Here is a 17,138-nt window from a genome sequence, read left to right on the forward strand (position 1 = left end):
TGATTTTGGCCACTGGCGGAAGCGTGTCGCCCTAGCCTTCGCACTCGGTGCAGTAGCTGTGGCCGTCCTTCTGCCGGGCGATCTGGGACCGGTGGCGGACCAGGAAGCAGGAGTAGCAGGTGAACTCGTCCTCAGCCTGCGGGATAACCTGGACTACGAGCTCCTCAGCGACGAATTCGCCACCCGGGACCCCGGCGCCGTCCAGCCCGTCAGCTTCGTCCAACTCCTGCACAACGCTGCGGGCGTCGGGAGCATTCGCTGACTGGAGCTGCTCGAGTGAGTTGTCCTGCGATTCCTTGACGTCGGAACGCAGTTCATCGTAATCGGTTGCCACTTTGGGTGCTTCTCTTTTCTTTGATGGGCTGTCGGGTATGAAACGTACAGCATGGAGCCGGTATTCCCCAACAGGGAGCGTAGATCCGGTGCCGATTGGGTAAAGGTTCAAAGGAGCGGCCGCGGGTTTGGAACCGGAATGCGGCGGCATGGGCAGTGGAGGGACGGCCGGTTGCTGTTCCCTCTGCGTGACGGAAGGGGCAGATTTTGGAGCAACTCACCGCAGAGTTCGGCGGTGCGGGACAAGTCGGCGTGGGTGTCGGTCCCGTGCTGGAGAAATTCGACGCCGTGTCCAGGATCGTGGTCCTGCGCGGGGGCGGTTTGGGAGACTTGATTTTCGCGATCCCCGCCATGGCGGCGCTGAAGGCGGCCTACCCCGAAGCAACCATCACCTTGCTGGGCACGCCGATCCACAAGGCGCTGCTGGCGGCACTGAAGAGCCCCGTTGATGAGGTGGTGGTCCTGCCCTTCGCCGAGGGAGTCCGGCCCGGGGAAGAAGATGCGGAAGAACTGGAGCGTTTCTTCGCGCAGATGCGCAGCCGGAACTTCGACCTCGCCGTCCAGGTCCACGGCGGCGGGCGGTATTCCAATCCTTTCCTGCTGCGCCTCGGGGCGCGCCACACGGTGGGCACCAGGACACCCGACGCCGCCAGCCTGGAACGCACCATCCCCTACCTCTACTACCAGAACGAACCACTGCGGGCCCTGGAGGTGGCAGGATTCGCAGGTGCCTTCCCCGTTGACCTCGAGGCCCGGCTGTCGCCGGCTGATGGTGGAGCAGCCACGGAAGCTGCCAACAGCGAAGCCGGCCAGCCGCTGGTGGTGATCCATCCCGGTGCCACCGACCCCCGCCGTCGTTGGCCGGCGGAGAAGTTCGCCGAACTCGCGGCCGCCTGCGCGGCTGACGGGTCACGGGTGATCATTGTTGGGGACAGCAGCGAGCAGGAGTTGGCAGAGGGGATTGCCGAGCGGGCGGCATCACCCGGCGTCCGCTCCGTGGCCGGGGCACTCGATATGGCGGGACTGGTGTCGCTGCTGGCGGAAGCTGATGTTGTCGTGGCGAACGACAGTGGCCCACGGCATCTTGCGCAGGCGCTCGGCGTACCCACGGTGGGGATCTTCTGGGCCGGCAACGTGATCAACGCCGGCGCCCTGGGCAGGAGCCTGCACCGCGTGCACGCGTCCTGGGTCACCACCTGCCCCACCTGCGGCATCGACGTCACCCAGGTCGGCTGGACTGCCCCGCGCTGCGCCCACGACGACTCAGTGGTGGCCACAATCGGAGTGCCTGAAGTGTATGAGGACGTCCTCAGCCTCACCGCCACGACGTTCGCCAAGCAGGACGCATGACCGGCGCCGAAAGCGCCCAGCAGTCCGGCGACACGATTCCTGCCGATGGGAAACCGGAACTTCTGGTCCTGCGCGCCTTGAAGCTGGGCGACCTGCTGGTCGCAGTGCCGGCACTCAAAGGCATCCGGCGGGCTTTCCCTGAGCACCGGCTGCGCTACGCGGCACAGGGATGGTTATCCGAAGCACTGGGTCTGGTGGGCGGCTATGAGCTGCTGCCGACGCACGGCCTGGATGAACCCCTGGCGATGGAACCGGGCGTGGTGGATGTGGCCGTCAACCTGCACGGCAGCGGTCCGGAGAGCCAGGGGCGGATCGACGCGCTAAAGGCACGGCAGACCGTGGGCCACCGGAGCCCGCACCGGGACGGGCCGCCCTGGCGGCCGGAGCTGCACGAGCGCGAACGCTGGGTACGGCTGGTGGAATGGCATGGCATCGAGGCGGATCCGCTGGATGTGCAGCTGAATTCGCCGCATATGCCCAGCCCGGTCCCAGGCGCCACAGTCCTGCATGTGGGAGCTGCATACGGCAGCAGGTTGTGGCCGGCAGAGCGCTTTGCGGCGGTGGCAGCGGCGCTCGCAGAAGCGGGACACCAGGTCGTGTTCACCGGCGGGACATCGGAACGGGTAAGGGCTGAGGAAGTGTGCCGCCTCGCAGGACTCCCGGGCACCACCGTTCTTGCCGGGGTGCTGGGCCTTGGCGAGTTCGCTGCCACGATCGCCGCCGCACGCCTGGTTGTCTCAGCCGACACCGGGGCGGCGCACCTGGCATCCGCGTACGGGACACCCTCCGTGGTGCTGTTCGGGCCGGCCCCGCCGAAAATCTGGGGGCCCCCTCCGGGGCCGCATGTGGTCCTGACCCGCGCGGAACTCCGGCGCGGGGACACGTTTGCAGCCCAGCCCGATCCTGCCCTGCTGGCCGTCCAGGTCCCCGATGTCATGGCTGCCGTAAGGAGCCTGGGGCTTCTCTAGGCACTGTGGATTTGCACGCCGTTGATGTGGGTCCGCAGGGTTGGAGTCCGGCCCCTGCGGCCTAAAATTGGTGCATGAGCACTGAGCTGGAAATCGCCTTGGTGTTGGGGACAGCGTTCCTGTGGGTCACCGTGACGCTGACGATTCTGTCCGCCATCGACCGGCCGGAACGGAAAGCGCGGCGGCAGGAATGGCGCGACATCCGGGCGGAGAAGCGGCGGATTGAGTACCGTCCGGTGGCTGCCGGTTCCCACCCCCAAGGGCGGGGCCGGCGCCCCCGGAGCCGCAGGCTGCACCCGCACTGACGACGGCGGTCTTCCGCGGGTGCATCAGCGTGGAGCACCCGCGGGAGGGCGACGCGCCCTGGCAGGCGCCCGCCGTCGTGGGCTTTGCTGCATTGGCCTGCTGAATGTGTGCCTGCCGCAGCTTGCCCCTGCCCCTGCCTGCCGCAGCGTTGAAGGTCAAGTCTTGACCGCATCCGCCGAAACCCTGACACTTTCCCGATGGGAGTAAGCGAAGAGTTGCGGGCGCTGGGGGACGTGGTGGACAGGCTTGCGGTGAAGTTTCCCGCCCTGCCCAGGGAACACATCGAGGACGTGGTCCAGCAGGAGCACAGCCTGCTGGACACCGGCAGGGTCCGCGCGTTCATACCTGTCCTGGTTGAACACGCCGCCCGGGACCGCCTCTCGCGCTGAGACCGGCGCCGGGGATTAAGGCGCAGGTGCGACGTCGATGAGCACCTTTCCGATTGTTCCCTGTTCCACGGCATCATGTGCCGCCGGCGTCTGCTCAAGGGTGAAGCGCGTCAGGGGCAGTCCATGGTCTTCGCCCACCCGCAGCGCACCCGCTTCCAGGGCCCCGGCAACTGCCGCCACTGCCTGCTGTTTCTGCTCATCCGTGACCGTGTAGGTGAGGATGAACTGGTAGCGGACGTTCTTGGTCATGCTTTCCCGGATGGGAACATTGAGCGATTCCCCGGGGTTGGCTGCATAAATGGAGACCGTGCCGCCGGGTTTGAGGACCTGCAGGTCAGTCTCGATGTTCGCCGGCGCATTCACGTCCACGATGATGTCGACGCCGTCCGGTGCTGCTGCCTTAACGGCGTGGACCACATCCTCGGACCGGTAGTTGATAACCGTGTCGGCGCCGGCACGGCGGGCAAGCTCAGCCTTCCGGTCTCCGCTGACGGTAGTGATGACCGAAGCCCCTGCCCAGTGGGCCAACTGGATGGCCGCATGCCCCACAGCCCCTGCGCCTCCGGTGACCAACACACTCCGGCCTGCCAGGGCTCCGGGGGAGAGCTGGTCCGGGCCGTCCTCGTTCGACGTCAGGGCACGGTGTGCTGTCAGGGCTGGAATTCCCAGCGAGGCACCCGTATCGAAGGATTCGGCGTCCGGTAATGCCACCACCTTATGGGCAGGCACCACGACGTATTCCTGGGCCGTACCTTCGTTACCGGCCCATGCGACATCCCAAAGCCACACACGGTCGCCCACGTTGAAACCGGCCACCCCGGACCCCAGTGCGTCGACAACCCCGGCTCCGTCCTGGTTGGGAACCTTGGGGTCGGGCAGCTTGTTGCTTCCACTGCCCGACCGTGACTTCCAGTCGGTGGGGTTCACTCCGGACACCACCAGACGGACCCTGACCTCGCCCGGACCCGGATCACTCACCGGTTTGTCCTGCAGCTTGAGCACAGATGAGGGACCTGTTGCTTCGTACACGATTGCCTTCATGTCTTCTCCCATGTCCGGTTGCATAATTCCTACGGGTTCCAAGCTACCGCTGCCGGTCAGGGGTTGCGGGCGGCGTCGGGGTCAGTGGGTGCCTCCGTGCGGCGCTTCTGAATAAGTTCCTTTGTCCGCACCAGGCGCAGGAGGGTTACCAGGATGATGCCGCCGAGAACGTTGAACAGCAGCGTGTAGCCGAACCAGCCCAGCCACTGCACGTAGCTGATGTCCGCGCCCGAGTGGATCGCGGCGAAGATCAGCAGGGAGTCGAGGATTGAGTGGAAGAGCGGCAGCGCAGCCAGGAGGAACCCGCCGATAGCGGTGGCCACAATGCGGGCCACATCGTTGTCCGTGCCTTGCTGCATCCTGCTCATGAGGGTGATGGTGCTGCCGCCCAGGACGGCCAGGGCAATGGACTGCAGGGAGAACGGGGCGTCAACGAAATGGTGGGCGCTCTCGCTGACCACCGTTGACCATTCGGGGAATGCCACCATGACGATCCACACAAAGATCCATCCGCCCAGCAGGTTGGAAATGAGCGTTCCTCCCCACAGCTTTGCCAGTTGGGTGTAGCTCGCTTCCTTGGCAGCGACAGCCGCGACAGGCATCAGGAAGTTCTCCGTGAACAGCTCACTGTGGGCCAGCAGGAGGGCGATGAGCCCCATGCTGAACGCCAGGCCCGCTATCAGATGGTTTCCCGTTTCATGGAGCACTGCCAGGTACGCCATGATGCCCAGTCCCACCTCAAAACCGCCGAACACGCCTGTCACAAGGATGTTCCGCATGGTTCGATGCAGCCGCTCGGCCCCCTGGCCCACCGTCCGTTCGAACGACTCCTGAAGGTCATGCTCAACTGGGGCGTCAGACTCCCCGAGCTCCCGCCGTCGTTCTTCGCTCATGTGCCTCTCCGCTGCCGGGTCGCCTGGAATGCTACTGGGTAAGTACCCGCCGGAGCCGGTCCCACCCATCCGTGTGCTGGCCAAAGGGGGAGGGCATGAAAAAGGCGCACCCCGTTCGCTGGGTGCGCCCCTTCCAAAAGACCGTTTCTTAGTCCTTGAAAGCGTCCTTGACCTTTTCGCCGGCCTGCTTCAGGCCGCCCTTTGCCTGGTCCGCCTGGCCTTCGGCCCGCAGGCTCTCGTCGCCGGTAGCGTTACCCGCCGCTTCCTTGCCCTTACCGCCGGCCTTTTCGGCAGCGTTCTCGATCTTGTCGCCCAGTCCCATGGTGTTACCTCCTGTGGTTGACAGCCGTTCGCATTCGGCTGGAAACATCATAAGCATGCTTATGATCTATTTTTCAAGTCCACGGGCGTCGGGGGCTAAAAGCGGGTGGTGCCGCGGAGCCCACGGGGACGGCCGTCCGGGTCGACAATGAACCGGTAGACCGGATCGGCCCAAAGGCGATGGAGGGGCGGGACAGGTTCCGGGACATGGCGGCGTACCTGTCCCGCGGGCCGTTTCGTACGGCGGCCCGTACTGTGCCAGCGGTCCAGGGCATCGGCCGTGCGGTTCCATAACTGCAGCGCCCCATCCATCTGGAGCTGGGTGTCGTCTTCGTCCAGGCCGAGGTGTTCGGCCCACAGCTGCTGCCGCAGCTCCCTGGCGAGCGGGCGGGACCTTGGGGTACGTGTTCCCCCGTCCTGTGAGCCTTCGGCGGAGGTGTCGATCACGGCGCAGGTGAGCTCGCTGTCAGTGGTCCAGGACCGGCGGTTGAAATTGTCGGATCCGCAGGTGAACCAGGTGTCGTCGATAATGCAGATCTTGGCGTGCACGTAGACGGGAGTCCCCTCGCTGTTCTCCAGGTCAAACACCCCCACCCGGTCCGGCGCGGCCCTGCGGAGCATGCTGATGGCGCGCAATTGCCCCAAGCGCCTGGGCGGACCACCGAGGAACCCGTCGGAGTCCGGGTACCTGGGCACCACGATGATCACGTTCAGTTCCTGGTTGCGCTCCAGTGCGGCTGCTATTCCGTGTGCCACTTCGCTGGACCACAGATACTGGTCCTCGATGTAGATGAGGGAACGGGCCTGGCCGAACGCTTTTGCATAACCCCGCGCGATGCTGCGCTCGCCGTCCGGTGCGAACGGGAAGGGCGGGTGCTTCAGGCCGTAGGTGCGGAGCAGCTGAACGGCATGCGGACCGGCCGGAGGCGGGGGAGGAGCGGCCTCCGGGAGTGGTTTGGGGTGCCGGGGCATGCGGGCCAGGCGCTGCAACAGCATCCGGTACGGCGTATGGCGGTCAAGCGGGTGGGGATCGTTCCACCGTTCGGCAAACACGGCCAGCACATCTGCCACTACCGGGCCCCGCAGTTCGAGGGCGGCGTCATGCCATGGGGGCCTCGGGCCGTAATGCGAATCCATCTTCACGGCCTGCGGGTCCCCGGCGTGGCCGGCGTCGTCCCGGCGGCTGTGCGAAAGGTCGATTCCCCCTACAAAGGCGACATCGCGGGAGGGGTCGTCGCGATAGCGGATGACCATCAGCTTCTGGTGATGTGAGCCGAACAGGCGCACCCGCTGATCCAACAGGGCCTCCCCGCCGGCGTCGTTGATCTGCCGGCTGAGATGTTCGTTGGAGCGGCCGCTGATGGGCGCAGATATGCGCTCGCCGTGGGATCTCCAGACGAGGCCGCGCACTTCCACCCCCGATCTGGCCAGCCCGGCGAGCAACCCGCCGATGGTGGTTCCGTCTGGCGCAATCTGCTCGTCGGCATCGCCGCGCCAGTCGGTGAACCAAACCCTGTCACCCGCCTGGAGGCCGCGCAGCTCATCCCGCAGCCTGGCGAAGTAGGCTGCTCCATGAACCAAGGGGCGGACCAGGTTGCCTTCCGACCACGCCGGAGTTCCCGCACCACCCGCCTGGATGTCAGAGGCGGGGTTGCCGCGCTCAACCCAATTCAGAAACCACTTGCCAACCATGCTTTCCACTCGGTGCTCCTTTCGGGGCCCGGGGGACCGGGCGACTGGGTTCCCAAACTAGCCTACGTACCTGCGCAATCGGTGACCGTGAAAGGAGCGGCCCCACATCCAGTAGCCGCGCCGCGCGCAGGAGCGGCGGAATAGGCTTGGCCATGGCAGTTCCCATCCGAACAAAGAATGAGGCCACAACACCATGTCACTGAAGGAAAAACTGAAGGGCGACGTCGTCGCTCATATGAAAGCCGGTAACAGAGTGGCCCTGACCACGGTCCGCAACGTCCTGGGCGAGATCGAAACGCGGGAGAAGTCCGGAAAAACCCCCATTGAGCTCGATGACCTCCAGGTCACCGCACTCCTGCAAAAGGAGGCTGCCAAGCGCCGGGACACCGCTGCCACGTATTCCGCCGCCGGCCACTCCGACCGGGCGGACGCGGAGATCGCCGAGGCCGAGGTCATCGAGACCTACCTGCCCAAGGCCCTGACCCGTGAGGAAGCCGAAGCCATCGTCGATGAGGTTATTGCCGGCCTGAAGTCAGACGGCGCCGAGCTGAGCATGCGCTCCATGGGGACCATCATGAAATCCGTCACTCCCAGGATCGGGGGACGCTTCGACGGTAAGGCCGTCAGCGAGATGGTTAGGGGCCGGTTGGCCTGACCAGTATCCGGGAGCATTGCGGGGTTTAGCCCACGTGGATTGGGGGACGCTGCGGGGGTCCCGCACGCGGCATGGTCTTAGTAGGCTCGCTGGTGGAACCGGGAGGCCCCAGAGGAGCGGATATGCGCACGAACACTGGTCGGACAAAAACCATCGGTACCAGGACCAGGCGGCTGCTGGCGGTCACCGTCATTCTTGCCTCTGGCACCGCAACAACTGCCATCGCCGCGAACAGCCCGGCAGTGCCCCCTGGTCCTCCCACTCCAGTCGGTTCCGCGGCTTCCCCGCGGCCCACTGACCAGTTCATCGTAAAGTTCAAGCCCTCGGCAGCGGGCAGCGTTGCATGGCGGGGCAAGACGTATGCGAAGGCTGCAGGCGATACCTCCATCGAGGTCAGGGAGGTCAAGACCACGGCCGGCGACGCCAAGGTAGTGAAGGCAAGCCGCCGGCTGAGTGCTGCAGAGTCCCAGCGTATGTTGGAGAGCCTTGCCGCGGGCGCTGACGTCGCCTCGGTGGAGCCCGACATCCTCCTGTATCCGTCGTCCATACCAAACGACCCCTACTACTCCCAGCAGTGGGGTTTGTCCGATCCCAATTCCGGCATCCGCGTCCCCTCAGTGTGGGATAAAACCACGGGTACGGGACAGGTCGTCGCCGTTATCGACACCGGCATCACCCAACACAGCGACCTCAAGGGCAATGTCACCGCCGGTTACGACATGATTACCGATCCAGCCTCTTCAGGTGACGGCGACGGAAGGGACGCCGACCCCTCCGATCCGGGGGATTTCCGGACCGCAGGTGCTTGCGGTTCCGGCTCGTCCGCCAACTCTTCCTGGCACGGAACCCACGTGGCCGGGCTTATCGCCGCCGTCGCCAACAATGCCGAGGGAGTCAGCGGCGCTGCTCCCGGAGTGAAAATCGAGCCGGTCCGCGCACTCGGTGCCTGCGGTGGTTACCTCTCTGATGTTTCCGACAGCATTACCTGGGCCTCAGGGGGGACGGTCAGTGGCGTACCCGCCAACGCTAATCCGGCGAAGACCATCAACCTGAGCGTCGGGGGAACTGCCGCGTGCCCTGCCGCCATGCAGGCAGCCATCGACGGCGCCGTGAGCCGCGGTTCCACTGTTTTTGTCGCTGCGGGCAATGAGAACCAGCCCGCGTCGAACGTCGCGCCGGCGAACTGCAACAACGTGATTGCCATCGGCGCCAGCAGCAAGGCCGGGTCCAAGGCGTCGTACTCGAATTTCGGCCCCACGGTGGATGTCATGGCCCCGGGAGGCGACACGGATGGGGGGATCCTCTCCACGTTGAATGCCGGTACCACCAGCCCGGGCGCCGAGACCTATGGATACATGATGGGCACGTCAATGGCCACGCCCATGGCGTCGGCCGTTGGTGCCTTGATGAAGGCGGCCGATCCCTCCCTGGCGCCATCCCAAATCGAAGCCAAGCTCAAGGCGACCGCACGTCCCCTCCTGGGAACCTGCCCGGGCGGATGCGGAGCAGGCCTTATCGATGCCTCCACTGCCGTCATCTTTCCAGCCCCGCAAACTCCGATCGCCGCCAAGGCGGCATCCCTGAATGGCGCCCTCGGAGCGGCCACCACAGGCGAGGTCTACGGCCTGAAGGACAGCGGCGGATATCAGTGTTTTGAACACGGGTGCATCGTTTACTCGCCTGCATCCGGGGCACACGTCTCCACCGGCGCTATCCGCGGGCTTTGGGCAGCCACGGGTTTTGAGAACGGCCGGCTGGGATACCCGGTGACTGACGAGGTCACCGGTCTTCGGGATGGGGGCGTTTACCAGAACTATCAGGGCGGAGCGATCATCTGGTCTCCAGCCACGGGCGCCCACATCTCCGTCGGTGCGATCCGGTCCATCTGGGCCTCAACGGGGTTTGAATCGGGACGCCTGGGATACCCCACAAGCGATGAATATCCGACTGGCAATGATGGGAGTGTCGCCCAGAACTACCAGGGCGGCATCATCCATTGGAGTCCGGGCGGCTACTACATCATCTGGGCGTAAAGGGGCAGCAGGAGCAAGCGCCCGGGATGTCCGGGACTGGGGTTCCCTTTGCTGTTTCGGCGTAAACTGCCGGAGCCCCGACATCCCTGCGCCGGCCTGGCAGAAACACCTGTGCCAGCGACCGCCAGCGTAGGTGTCAGCGTCGCGGTTCCCCTGGCGGCCCTGCTTATCGCAGGGGCCCTGACTACGGCGCGGACACGAGGTTGGCGGCCTGGGTGCGCAATCTGTAGAACGACCACGACGCCGTCCTTAGCCATGTCCCTTGCAGCCGCGGTAGCCGGGCGACAGAATCCGTCAGCCCTGCGGCCAGGATCCAGGCGGGAAATTGTCGGCTGATGCAGGACGTGTTACCACCGGACACTCCTGCGGGCGGCGAGACGTTCTGGGGAAAGACCGGCACGGCGAGCTATGGCAGGTTTACCTTCCTGCTGCTTCGGCATCGGCAACGGGTGTCTGCATGTGCTGTGGGCTGCTCGCGGGCTCGGGCATCGCCCGCCCTCTGGCTTTCGCAAGGGACACCAACATGCTTAGAACCGTAACTGTCCAGGCAAGCCCCGTCAGGAACACCAAGGCGATTGCCGCTAAGGGGTGCATGGCGAAAGCTTAGGACGGTGACTCCCGTAAATCCGGGCGCAACTCCGTGCCGAAGTCCGCCTTTATGCCAGCGGCCGTAACGTACTGTCAGAAGATTGTTGCTGCGGCATGTGTTTGGGGACGGCGGTGAAACCACTGAGGTTGCTGCCTCGGAGTTGCTGGACGTCGTCAATGCAGGACCAGCCCGGCGGTCATAATTCCGCGGCGGCATCATTTCGTCGCACCGACAGATGAGTATCGCCCGGAAGCAGGCCGGGATCCTGCTGACTCAACAAATGCGGCAGCAGGGGAGGGGCGGCCTGAAGCAGTGGGCCGGGTAGTGGCGCCGTCATTGGGGGACTGGGCCAGCAGGGCCCGTCCCATCTGCACGCCGACCATCTGCACGTCGGACGTTTACTTCGCCCTGCCTGCTGCGGTCCAGAAGCCATGACGGGTCCGTTTCCGGCGGTGGCCGGCGCCGCAGCCTTCTGATCAGGGCCGCGAAGGGCAAAAGCAGCAATTGCAGGAGGCCACCCGCGATGAGTACGCCGATGCACAAGATGATGATCGGGCTGTACAGAATGAAGATCCCTGCGATGGCGGCAAGGTAACCGAAAGTGAACCCGAGGATCGTCCCGGTATCCATTCCTGCTCCAAAGAAAGGTCACCTTGAATAGGTGATTGCTTATTAGATTGGTGGCCACCCTGCTTCTTGGCGGGCTGCCTCACGGTCGGATAAACGACATCAGCCGCGGATTCGTCTGAGTCTCAACCTGTGTCGTCGCGGGGCAGGGGCTTGGCTGGTGACGGGCCGGGCGCGGCGCCAGGGCCGATGGGGGCGATAGCTGATCGGGACTGGAACCGGCGGTGCCGCAGCCACCCTGGAGGACCCCTTCCTGCGGCGCCTCAAATTCAGAAGAACAACTACGGTCAGGCCGATCCAGGCGAAGGCGCCAACGAAGATCAGGGCCACCGCCTGAAGCGTGCTCATGGCGCAAAGGCCCGCTTTGGCCAGGAGGCCCACTGGTCCTGTCCTGACGGGCTGGGTACCTGCGGGAGCTCAAATGTTTGGGAATGGTCAGCATGCGAGGACACGAGTCCCTGCTTTCCGCAGTGGTCCGGATCGGCTGACTGCGTAACCCTATGGGTCATAGTTTCCGCTTGTCACCGAGGTGAAGCAAGGCCATTAGGGGATGCGGACGAGGTCATAGGGACACAGGACAATGTGCGCCCCGTTTCCCCAGGCACACCCTATTTGACCCCCCGGCCGACATGCCTTCCCACTCGACTGCACCGCAAGAAACAGCCCGGGGAGCTGGATTCCAAACCCCAGTTGTACTGGGTACCGGCACCACCGTGGTTGAAAACGCGTCTCGCGTGGTTGGAGACACAAAAAAACCCCGGTTTCCCGGGGTTTTCTTTGTGCGCGGAGGGGGACTTGAACCCCCACCCCCTTTCGAGGACTAGCACCTCAAGCTAGCGCGTCTGCCATTCCGCCACCCGCGCAGGTGGTATTTCGGGAAGCCGTCCCGCCTTTCAGCGTTTCGCGCCTCTCCGAAGCAGCGAGAAAAACTCTAACACGACTTTTCGGAGAACAACGAATCGGGCCAAGTAGGTAGGCTGAGGACAGCGATTCAAGCCCGTGCCGCCCCAGTCATTCCCTACCAAGGAGCCCCATATGCCTGATGTCCTGCCCGAGGATGAAGTTGTCCGGATCTGCCAGGAACTCATCCGGATCGATACCTCCAACTACGGAGACGGGTCGGGGCCGGGGGAGCGGCCGGCGGCCGAGTATGCCGCTGGGCTCATTGAAGAAGTGGGCCTAAGCGCAGAGATCTTCGAGTCCGCACCGGGCCGCGCCAACGTTGTCACCAGAATGGCAGGTGAGGACCCGTCCGCCAGCGCCCTGGTGGTCCACGGCCATCTTGATGTCGTTCCTGCCCTCCGTGATCAGTGGTCGGTGGACCCGTTCGGCGCAGAACTGAAGGACGGATTGATCTGGGGCCGCGGCGCCGTCGACATGAAGGACATGGACGCCATGATTCTTTCGGTCCTGCGGAGCTTCGCCAGGGAAGGCAGGAAGCCCAAGCGGGATATCATCTTCGCTTTCTTCGCGGACGAGGAAGCCGGGGGCGTGTACGGCGCCCGCTATGCCGTGGACAACCGCCCCGAACTTTTCGAAGGCGCCACTGAAGCCATTTCCGAGGTCGGCGGCTTCTCGGCGACCATCGGCGGCCAGCGCACCTATCTCCTCCAGACGGCGGAGAAGGGCATCTCCTGGCTCCGCCTCGTGGCCCATGGAAGGGCCGGCCACGGTTCCCAAATCAACACGGACAACGCAGTCACCCGCCTGGCCGCTGCGGTCACGCGGATCGGCGAATACAAGTGGCCGATCGAGCTCACCCCCACCACGCGCCAGTTCCTTGACGGTGTAACGGAACTCACCGGTGTGGAGTTCGACGCCGACAATCCTGACCTCCTGCTCAACCAGCTTGGTACGGTGGCCAGGTTCGTCGGCGCCACCTTGCAGAACACCACCAACCCAACCCTCCTCAAGGGCGGGTACAAGCACAACGTCATCCCGGAGTCTGCCGAAGCCCTGGTCGACTGCCGCACACTGCCGGGACAGGAACAGCAGGTCCTCGAGATCGTCCGTGAACTGGCCGGCAACGGCGTGGACGTCAGCTACGTCCACAACGATGTCTCGCTCGAGGTCCCGTTCGCCGGAAACCTGGTGGACTCGATGATCGACGCCCTTCACAAGGAGGACCCGGGTGCCAAGGTGCTGCCGTACACGCTCTCCGGCGGAACGGACAACAAGTCGCTGAGCCGCCTCGGGATCACCGGCTACGGGTTCGCACCCCTGATGCTTCCGGACGATCTGGACTTCACCGGCATGTTCCACGGCGTTGACGAACGCGTCCCGGCGGACTCCCTCAAGTTCGGCGCCCGCGTACTGAACACCCTGCTCACCAACTACTAAAGGGACCAGGCCGTGACTCCTGAGGAACTGTTGCCGGATGAGCTCCTTGAGCGCATCCGCGGCCGCGCTGCCGCATATGATCGTGACAACGCCTTCTTCCATGAGGACCTCCAGGAGTTGGCAGCGGCCGGGTACCTGAAGCTTTTCGTGCCGGCGTCCGACGGCGGCGCAGGGCTTGGGCTCGAAGCGGCGGCGCAGTGCCAGCGCAGGCTGGCAACGGCTGCCCCTGCCACCGCACTGGCTGTCAATATGCACCTGGTCTGGACCGGCGTCGCCCACGTTCTGGCTGCGCGGGGCGACCACTCGCTGGCCTTCGTCCTCGAGGAAGCCGCCCAGGGCGAGGTCTTTGCTTTCGGGAACTCGGAAGCCGGCAACGACTCCGTACTGTTCGACTCCCGGACCACTGCCACGCCGGAACAGGACGGCGGCTACTCGTTCACCGGGACAAAGATCTTCACCAGCCTCTCGCCGGCCTGGACCCGCCTGGGCATCTTCGGGAAGGACCCGGATGCCCGGAGCGGCGCCGGCGAGCTCGTGCACGGCTTCATCACCCGCCAGACCCCGGGCTACCGGATCCGGGACGACTGGGACACCCTGGGCATGCGGGCCAGCCAGTCCGCCACCACTGTCCTGGAAGGTGTGGCCGTTCCTGCGGACCGGATCTTTCGGAAACTTCCCGTAGGCCCCAACGCCGACCCGCTGATCTTCGCAATCTTCGCCTGTTTCGAGAGCCTCCTGGCGGCTGTCTACACGGGGCTGGGCGAACGTGCCCTGGCCGTGGGCGTGGAGACCGTGAAGCGGCGGACCTCCTTCAGGAGCGGGGGGCGCAGCTACGCCCAGGACCCCGACATCCGCTGGAAGGTGGCGGACGCCGCCATGGCCATGGACAACCTGTACCCGCAGCTTCGGTCCGTGACGGCGGACGTCGACGCCCTTGCCGACCACGGGGCCCAATGGTTCCCCAAACTGGTGGGCCTGAAAGTGAACGCGACGGAGACGGCGCGCCGCGTGGTGGACCTGGCCATCCGCGTCAGCGGGGGATCAAGCTACTTCAGGGGCTCAGAGCTCGAACGGCTCTACCGCGATGTGCTGGCCGGGATGTTCCACCCCTCCGACGACGAGTCAGCCCACAACACTGTGGCGAACGCCTGGCTGGGACCGCTGGAAGATTAGAGGGTCCACCGGATAGACGGTCCACCGGACCGCGTACGCACTAGACGGTCCGCTGGACCTGCATCACCCGGCGGCGGAGCCAAAAGCGCCGGCCGCCGCCCACATAAAGCTTGCTGCGTTCCAGTTCCCACTTGCCGTATTCGGAGTGTTCAACCAGCCGGCGCCGCGCTTCGGGCAGGGAATCATCAGGACTGACGGTCAGTACGAGGTACTCGTACTGCCGCAAATAATCCCGTTCCCGCTGGACCGAGCTGGTGAGAAATTGTTCCTTCATTTGCTCTCCATTTTCGTCCTTTTCCCGCTAACGTGAAGTCATGAGCATCGATCCGCGTGTCGCGCTTTCGTCCCTGACCACCGCTTTGGAAGAACACCTTATAGCAGCATCCAACCGGCGCGGGGACGGCGACCCCTCAGTCGAAGCAGCATTTTTCGCAGTTGCCGATGCCTTCGAAGTTTACGAGGACGCGCTTTACGAGGCGTATAACGAAGTGACCCCGCTTCAGGTCTTCGACGACGAGGATGAAGAAGACGAGGAAGCCGACGTGGACGACGACGAAGACCTGGAGATCGTCGAGGAATAGCGGCCCCGGAAAACCCGGCAGCCTAGGAAGCTGCCGAAACGTCCTCCAGGGCCCGTGCAATCTGCGGCGGCAGCGGCGCGAGCTGGGCGTCGAGGATTTCCTTCAACTGCACCGGTGTGCGGGCGCCGACGATGGCCGTGGCAACTCCCTGCTGCGAGAGCAGCCACGAAAGCGCCACATCCTGGGGAGTCCGGCCCAGCCCGTTGGCGGCCATGCACACCGCATCGACGATCCGTGACGGCTTCTCCGCCAGATACGGCTCCACGTAGGCGGCTTCGCTGACGGACGCGCCACGGGAACCGGCCGGGATGGTACCCCGGTACTTCCCGGTGAGCACCCCACGGCCCAGCGGCCCCCACGCCATGAGCCCAAGCCCTGCGTCCTCCGCAGCCGGCATCAGCTCCGCCTCAGCCGACCGGTTAAGGAACGAATACTCGGCCTGGACCGCCACCAGCGGGACGCTGCTGACAGCGGCCGCCTTCGCCGCTTGCCAGCCCTTGAAGTTGGAGATCCCTGCATACCTGGCCCGCCCGGAGCGGACCGCGAAGTCAAGTGCCCCCAGCGTCTCGTCGAGGGGAACGTTGCCGTCCCACGCCTCGGCAAACCAGAGGTCCACGTAGTCGGTGCCCAGCCTGGCCAGGCTGGCGTCCAGCCCGGTGAGCATCGCGTTCCGTGACGTGTCCACCGCGCGCCGGCCATCCGGCGTCGTCATTCCTGCTTTGGTGGAAATGGAAACCTCCGTGCGGGACACCACATCACCCAACAGGGAACCGAGGACTGCCTCTGAGGCGCCGCCCGCATACGACGCCGAAGTGTCCACGTGCCGGCCGCCTGCGTCGAGGAAGGTCCGCAGCAACTCTGAAGCGTCCTGCTCGTCAGTTTCCCCGCCCCAGGACCGGGTGCCCAGGGAGAGGGCTGAAACTCGCAAACCACTGTTGCCGACGTAACGCTGCTGCATAGCAGCAAGCTTACGGGCAGAAGCACAGGTGCCATGCCGTAGGGTCTTAGCGTGAACTGGTTTGAAGCGGCCCTGCTGGGCCTTGTGCAGGGACTGACCGAATTTCTACCGATTTCATCGAGCGCGCACCTGCGGATTGTGGGTGAATTCCTCCCCAACGCGGAAGACCCCGGGGCCGCCTTCACCGCCATCACCCAGCTCGGCACGGAGACCGCCGTGCTGATCTTTTTCTGGCGCGACATTGTCCGCATCGTCAAGGCATGGGCCGGATCCCTGACCGGCAAAGTGCCGCGGCAGGATCCTGATGCCAGGATGGGCTGGCTGGTGATCCTGGGCAGCCTGCCCATCATCGTGCTCGGCCTGCTCTTCCAGGACCAGATCGAGTCCGTGCTCCGCAGCATGTGGATTGTGGCCACCATGCTGATCGTCTTCGGCCTGATCCTTGCCGTGGCCGACGCCACCGGTGCCCAGAAGCGGGACCTGACGCACCTGACCTATAAGCACGGCATTTTCTACGGCCTTGCCCAGGCCCTGGCATTGATCCCCGGCGTCTCCCGCTCCGGCGGCACCATCACTGCAGGCCTGCTCATGGGGTACACGCGGGAAGCCGCGGCACGGTATTCGTTCCTGCTGGCCATCCCCGCCGTGTTCGGCAGCGGGCTGTACCAGCTGTACAAGGTGGTCACCAAGGAAGGCCTTTCCGGGCCATTTGGCCTTCCGGAGACCGCCCTTGCCACTGTGATCGCCCTGGTAGTGGGATATGTCATCATCGGCTGGTTCCTGAAGTTCGTCTCGACGCGCAGCTACCGCCTCTTCGTCTGGTACCGCATCTTCCTGGGCCTGGCGCTCTACCTCCTGCTCGGTTTCGGCGTCATCAGCGCCTAGGGCT

At 64.8% G+C, this 17,138-nt stretch carries 17 protein-coding genes and 1 tRNA gene; 10 read left to right on the top strand and 8 right to left on the bottom strand.

Going from position 1 to position 17,138, the window contains the following annotated elements; translation table 11 throughout:
* Positions 1 to 31: 31 nt before the first annotated feature.
* Positions 32 to 334: a DUF4193 domain-containing protein gene (locus LFT49_RS10545; protein ID WP_018761323.1), complete on the bottom strand. Its 303-nt coding sequence runs from the start codon at positions 332 to 334 to the stop codon at positions 32 to 34.
* A 206-nt stretch (positions 335 to 540) separates the two neighbouring features.
* Here LFT49_RS10545 and LFT49_RS10550 point away from each other — a divergent pair, with 206 nt between their 5' ends.
* The 4 genes from LFT49_RS10550 (at position 541) to LFT49_RS10565 (ending at position 3,346) form a co-directional block, all read left to right on the top strand.
* Positions 541 to 1,683 (top strand): glycosyltransferase family 9 protein, encoded by a 1,143-nt coding sequence (locus LFT49_RS10550; RefSeq protein ID WP_237428174.1) that lies wholly within the window; start codon positions 541 to 543, stop codon positions 1,681 to 1,683.
* A complete protein-coding gene (locus tag LFT49_RS10555) occupies positions 1,680 to 2,651 on the top strand; it encodes a glycosyltransferase family 9 protein (RefSeq protein WP_237428175.1) in 972 nt (323 codons plus the stop codon). Before LFT49_RS10550 ends, LFT49_RS10555 begins: the two co-directional genes overlap by 4 nt.
* Positions 2,652 to 2,725: 74 nt before the next feature.
* Entirely contained in the window at positions 2,726 to 2,956 is a 231-nt protein-coding gene (locus tag LFT49_RS10560) for a hypothetical protein (RefSeq protein ID WP_237428176.1), read from the top strand.
* A gap of 198 nt (positions 2,957 to 3,154) precedes the next feature.
* Positions 3,155 to 3,346, top strand: a complete 192-nt coding sequence (locus LFT49_RS10565) for a three-helix bundle dimerization domain-containing protein (protein WP_236802735.1) — start codon at positions 3,155 to 3,157, stop codon at positions 3,344 to 3,346.
* A 15-nt stretch (positions 3,347 to 3,361) separates the two neighbouring features.
* Here LFT49_RS10565 and LFT49_RS10570 read toward each other — a convergent pair whose 3' ends face one another.
* The 4 genes from LFT49_RS10570 to LFT49_RS10585 all read right to left on the bottom strand — a co-directional run bounded on the left by LFT49_RS10570 (position 3,362) and on the right by LFT49_RS10585 (position 7,293).
* A complete protein-coding gene (locus tag LFT49_RS10570; protein ID WP_237428177.1) occupies positions 3,362 to 4,387 on the bottom strand; it encodes an NADPH:quinone reductase in 1,026 nt (341 codons plus the stop codon).
* Positions 4,388 to 4,443: 56 nt separating this feature from the next.
* Entirely contained in the window at positions 4,444 to 5,280 is an 837-nt protein-coding gene (locus tag LFT49_RS10575) for a formate/nitrite transporter family protein (RefSeq protein ID WP_237428178.1), read from the bottom strand.
* A gap of 148 nt (positions 5,281 to 5,428) precedes the next feature.
* The gene (locus tag LFT49_RS10580) at positions 5,429 to 5,602 is read right to left on the bottom strand and encodes a CsbD family protein (protein ID WP_142133841.1); all 174 of its coding nucleotides are present in this window, start codon (positions 5,600 to 5,602) and stop codon (positions 5,429 to 5,431) included.
* A 95-nt stretch (positions 5,603 to 5,697) separates the two neighbouring features.
* On the bottom strand, positions 5,698 to 7,293 hold the full coding sequence (locus tag LFT49_RS10585; protein ID WP_237430506.1) for a phospholipase D family protein: 1,596 nt from the start codon (positions 7,291 to 7,293) through the stop codon (positions 5,698 to 5,700).
* 193 nt (positions 7,294 to 7,486) lie between these two features.
* Here LFT49_RS10585 and LFT49_RS10590 point away from each other — a divergent pair, with 193 nt between their 5' ends.
* Together LFT49_RS10590 and LFT49_RS10595 are read left to right on the top strand one after the other, a co-directional pair.
* The gene (locus LFT49_RS10590; protein WP_236819465.1) at positions 7,487 to 7,948 is read left to right on the top strand and encodes a GatB/YqeY domain-containing protein; all 462 of its coding nucleotides are present in this window, start codon (positions 7,487 to 7,489) and stop codon (positions 7,946 to 7,948) included.
* A gap of 122 nt (positions 7,949 to 8,070) precedes the next feature.
* Positions 8,071 to 9,981, top strand: coding sequence for a S8 family serine peptidase (locus LFT49_RS10595; RefSeq protein ID WP_237428179.1), 1,911 nt, complete (start codon positions 8,071 to 8,073; stop codon positions 9,979 to 9,981).
* Between the two features lie 1,996 nt (positions 9,982 to 11,977).
* Here LFT49_RS10595 and LFT49_RS10600 read toward each other — a convergent pair.
* A tRNA-Leu gene (locus LFT49_RS10600) sits at positions 11,978 to 12,060 on the bottom strand.
* A gap of 172 nt (positions 12,061 to 12,232) precedes the next feature.
* Here LFT49_RS10600 and LFT49_RS10605 point away from each other — a divergent pair.
* A complete protein-coding gene (locus tag LFT49_RS10605) occupies positions 12,233 to 13,537 on the top strand; it encodes a M20/M25/M40 family metallo-hydrolase (protein ID WP_236802747.1) in 1,305 nt (434 codons plus the stop codon).
* 12 nt (positions 13,538 to 13,549) lie between these two features.
* Positions 13,550 to 14,710 carry an acyl-CoA dehydrogenase family protein gene (locus LFT49_RS10610; protein WP_237428180.1) on the top strand — a complete coding sequence of 387 codons (1,161 nt, stop codon included), beginning with the start codon at positions 13,550 to 13,552 and terminating at the stop codon, positions 14,708 to 14,710.
* Positions 14,711 to 14,750: 40 nt separating this feature from the next.
* Here LFT49_RS10610 and LFT49_RS10615 read toward each other — a convergent pair whose 3' ends face one another.
* The gene (locus LFT49_RS10615; protein ID WP_018771130.1) at positions 14,751 to 14,984 is read right to left on the bottom strand and encodes a DUF5703 family protein; all 234 of its coding nucleotides are present in this window, start codon (positions 14,982 to 14,984) and stop codon (positions 14,751 to 14,753) included.
* A gap of 40 nt (positions 14,985 to 15,024) precedes the next feature.
* Between LFT49_RS10615 and LFT49_RS10620 the strand changes: the two genes are divergently transcribed.
* Positions 15,025 to 15,291 (top strand): hypothetical protein, encoded by a 267-nt coding sequence (locus LFT49_RS10620; protein ID WP_141941360.1) that lies wholly within the window; start codon positions 15,025 to 15,027, stop codon positions 15,289 to 15,291.
* Between the two features lie 22 nt (positions 15,292 to 15,313).
* On the opposite strand, the gene LFT49_RS10625 is transcribed toward LFT49_RS10620, so the two are convergent.
* Positions 15,314 to 16,249, bottom strand: coding sequence for an aldo/keto reductase (locus tag LFT49_RS10625; RefSeq protein ID WP_236819471.1), 936 nt, complete (start codon positions 16,247 to 16,249; stop codon positions 15,314 to 15,316).
* Between the two features lie 51 nt (positions 16,250 to 16,300).
* Between LFT49_RS10625 and LFT49_RS10630 the strand changes: the two genes are divergently transcribed.
* Positions 16,301 to 17,134, top strand: a complete 834-nt coding sequence (locus LFT49_RS10630; protein WP_236802753.1) for an undecaprenyl-diphosphate phosphatase — start codon at positions 16,301 to 16,303, stop codon at positions 17,132 to 17,134.
* Positions 17,135 to 17,138: the final 4 nt, after the last annotated feature.

The organism is Arthrobacter sp. FW306-06-A, assembly GCF_021870055.1.
In the GTDB taxonomy this organism is placed as follows: Bacteria; Actinomycetota; Actinomycetes; order Actinomycetales; family Micrococcaceae; genus Arthrobacter.

Coding starts and splice junctions, on each gene's coding strand:
- LFT49_RS10580 (WP_142133841.1), bottom strand. CDS start 5,602: ATGGGACTGGGCGACAAGATCGAGAACGCTGCCGAAAAGGCCGGCGGT.
- LFT49_RS10565 (WP_236802735.1), top strand. CDS start 3,155: ATGGGAGTAAGCGAAGAGTTGCGGGCGCTGGGGGACGTGGTGGACAGG.
- LFT49_RS10570 (WP_237428177.1), bottom strand. CDS start 4,387: ATGAAGGCAATCGTGTACGAAGCAACAGGTCCCTCATCTGTGCTCAAG.
- LFT49_RS10590 (WP_236819465.1), top strand. CDS start 7,487: ATGTCACTGAAGGAAAAACTGAAGGGCGACGTCGTCGCTCATATGAAA.
- LFT49_RS10605 (WP_236802747.1), top strand. CDS start 12,233: ATGCCTGATGTCCTGCCCGAGGATGAAGTTGTCCGGATCTGCCAGGAA.
- LFT49_RS10615 (WP_018771130.1), bottom strand. CDS start 14,984: ATGAAGGAACAATTTCTCACCAGCTCGGTCCAGCGGGAACGGGATTAT.
- LFT49_RS10595 (WP_237428179.1), top strand. CDS start 8,071: ATGCGCACGAACACTGGTCGGACAAAAACCATCGGTACCAGGACCAGG.
- LFT49_RS10560 (WP_237428176.1), top strand. CDS start 2,726: ATGAGCACTGAGCTGGAAATCGCCTTGGTGTTGGGGACAGCGTTCCTG.
- LFT49_RS10625 (WP_236819471.1), bottom strand. CDS start 16,249: ATGCAGCAGCGTTACGTCGGCAACAGTGGTTTGCGAGTTTCAGCCCTC.
- LFT49_RS10620 (WP_141941360.1), top strand. CDS start 15,025: ATGAGCATCGATCCGCGTGTCGCGCTTTCGTCCCTGACCACCGCTTTG.
- LFT49_RS10575 (WP_237428178.1), bottom strand. CDS start 5,280: ATGAGCGAAGAACGACGGCGGGAGCTCGGGGAGTCTGACGCCCCAGTT.
- LFT49_RS10555 (WP_237428175.1), top strand. CDS start 1,680: ATGACCGGCGCCGAAAGCGCCCAGCAGTCCGGCGACACGATTCCTGCC.
- LFT49_RS10585 (WP_237430506.1), bottom strand. CDS start 7,293: ATGGTTGGCAAGTGGTTTCTGAATTGGGTTGAGCGCGGCAACCCCGCC.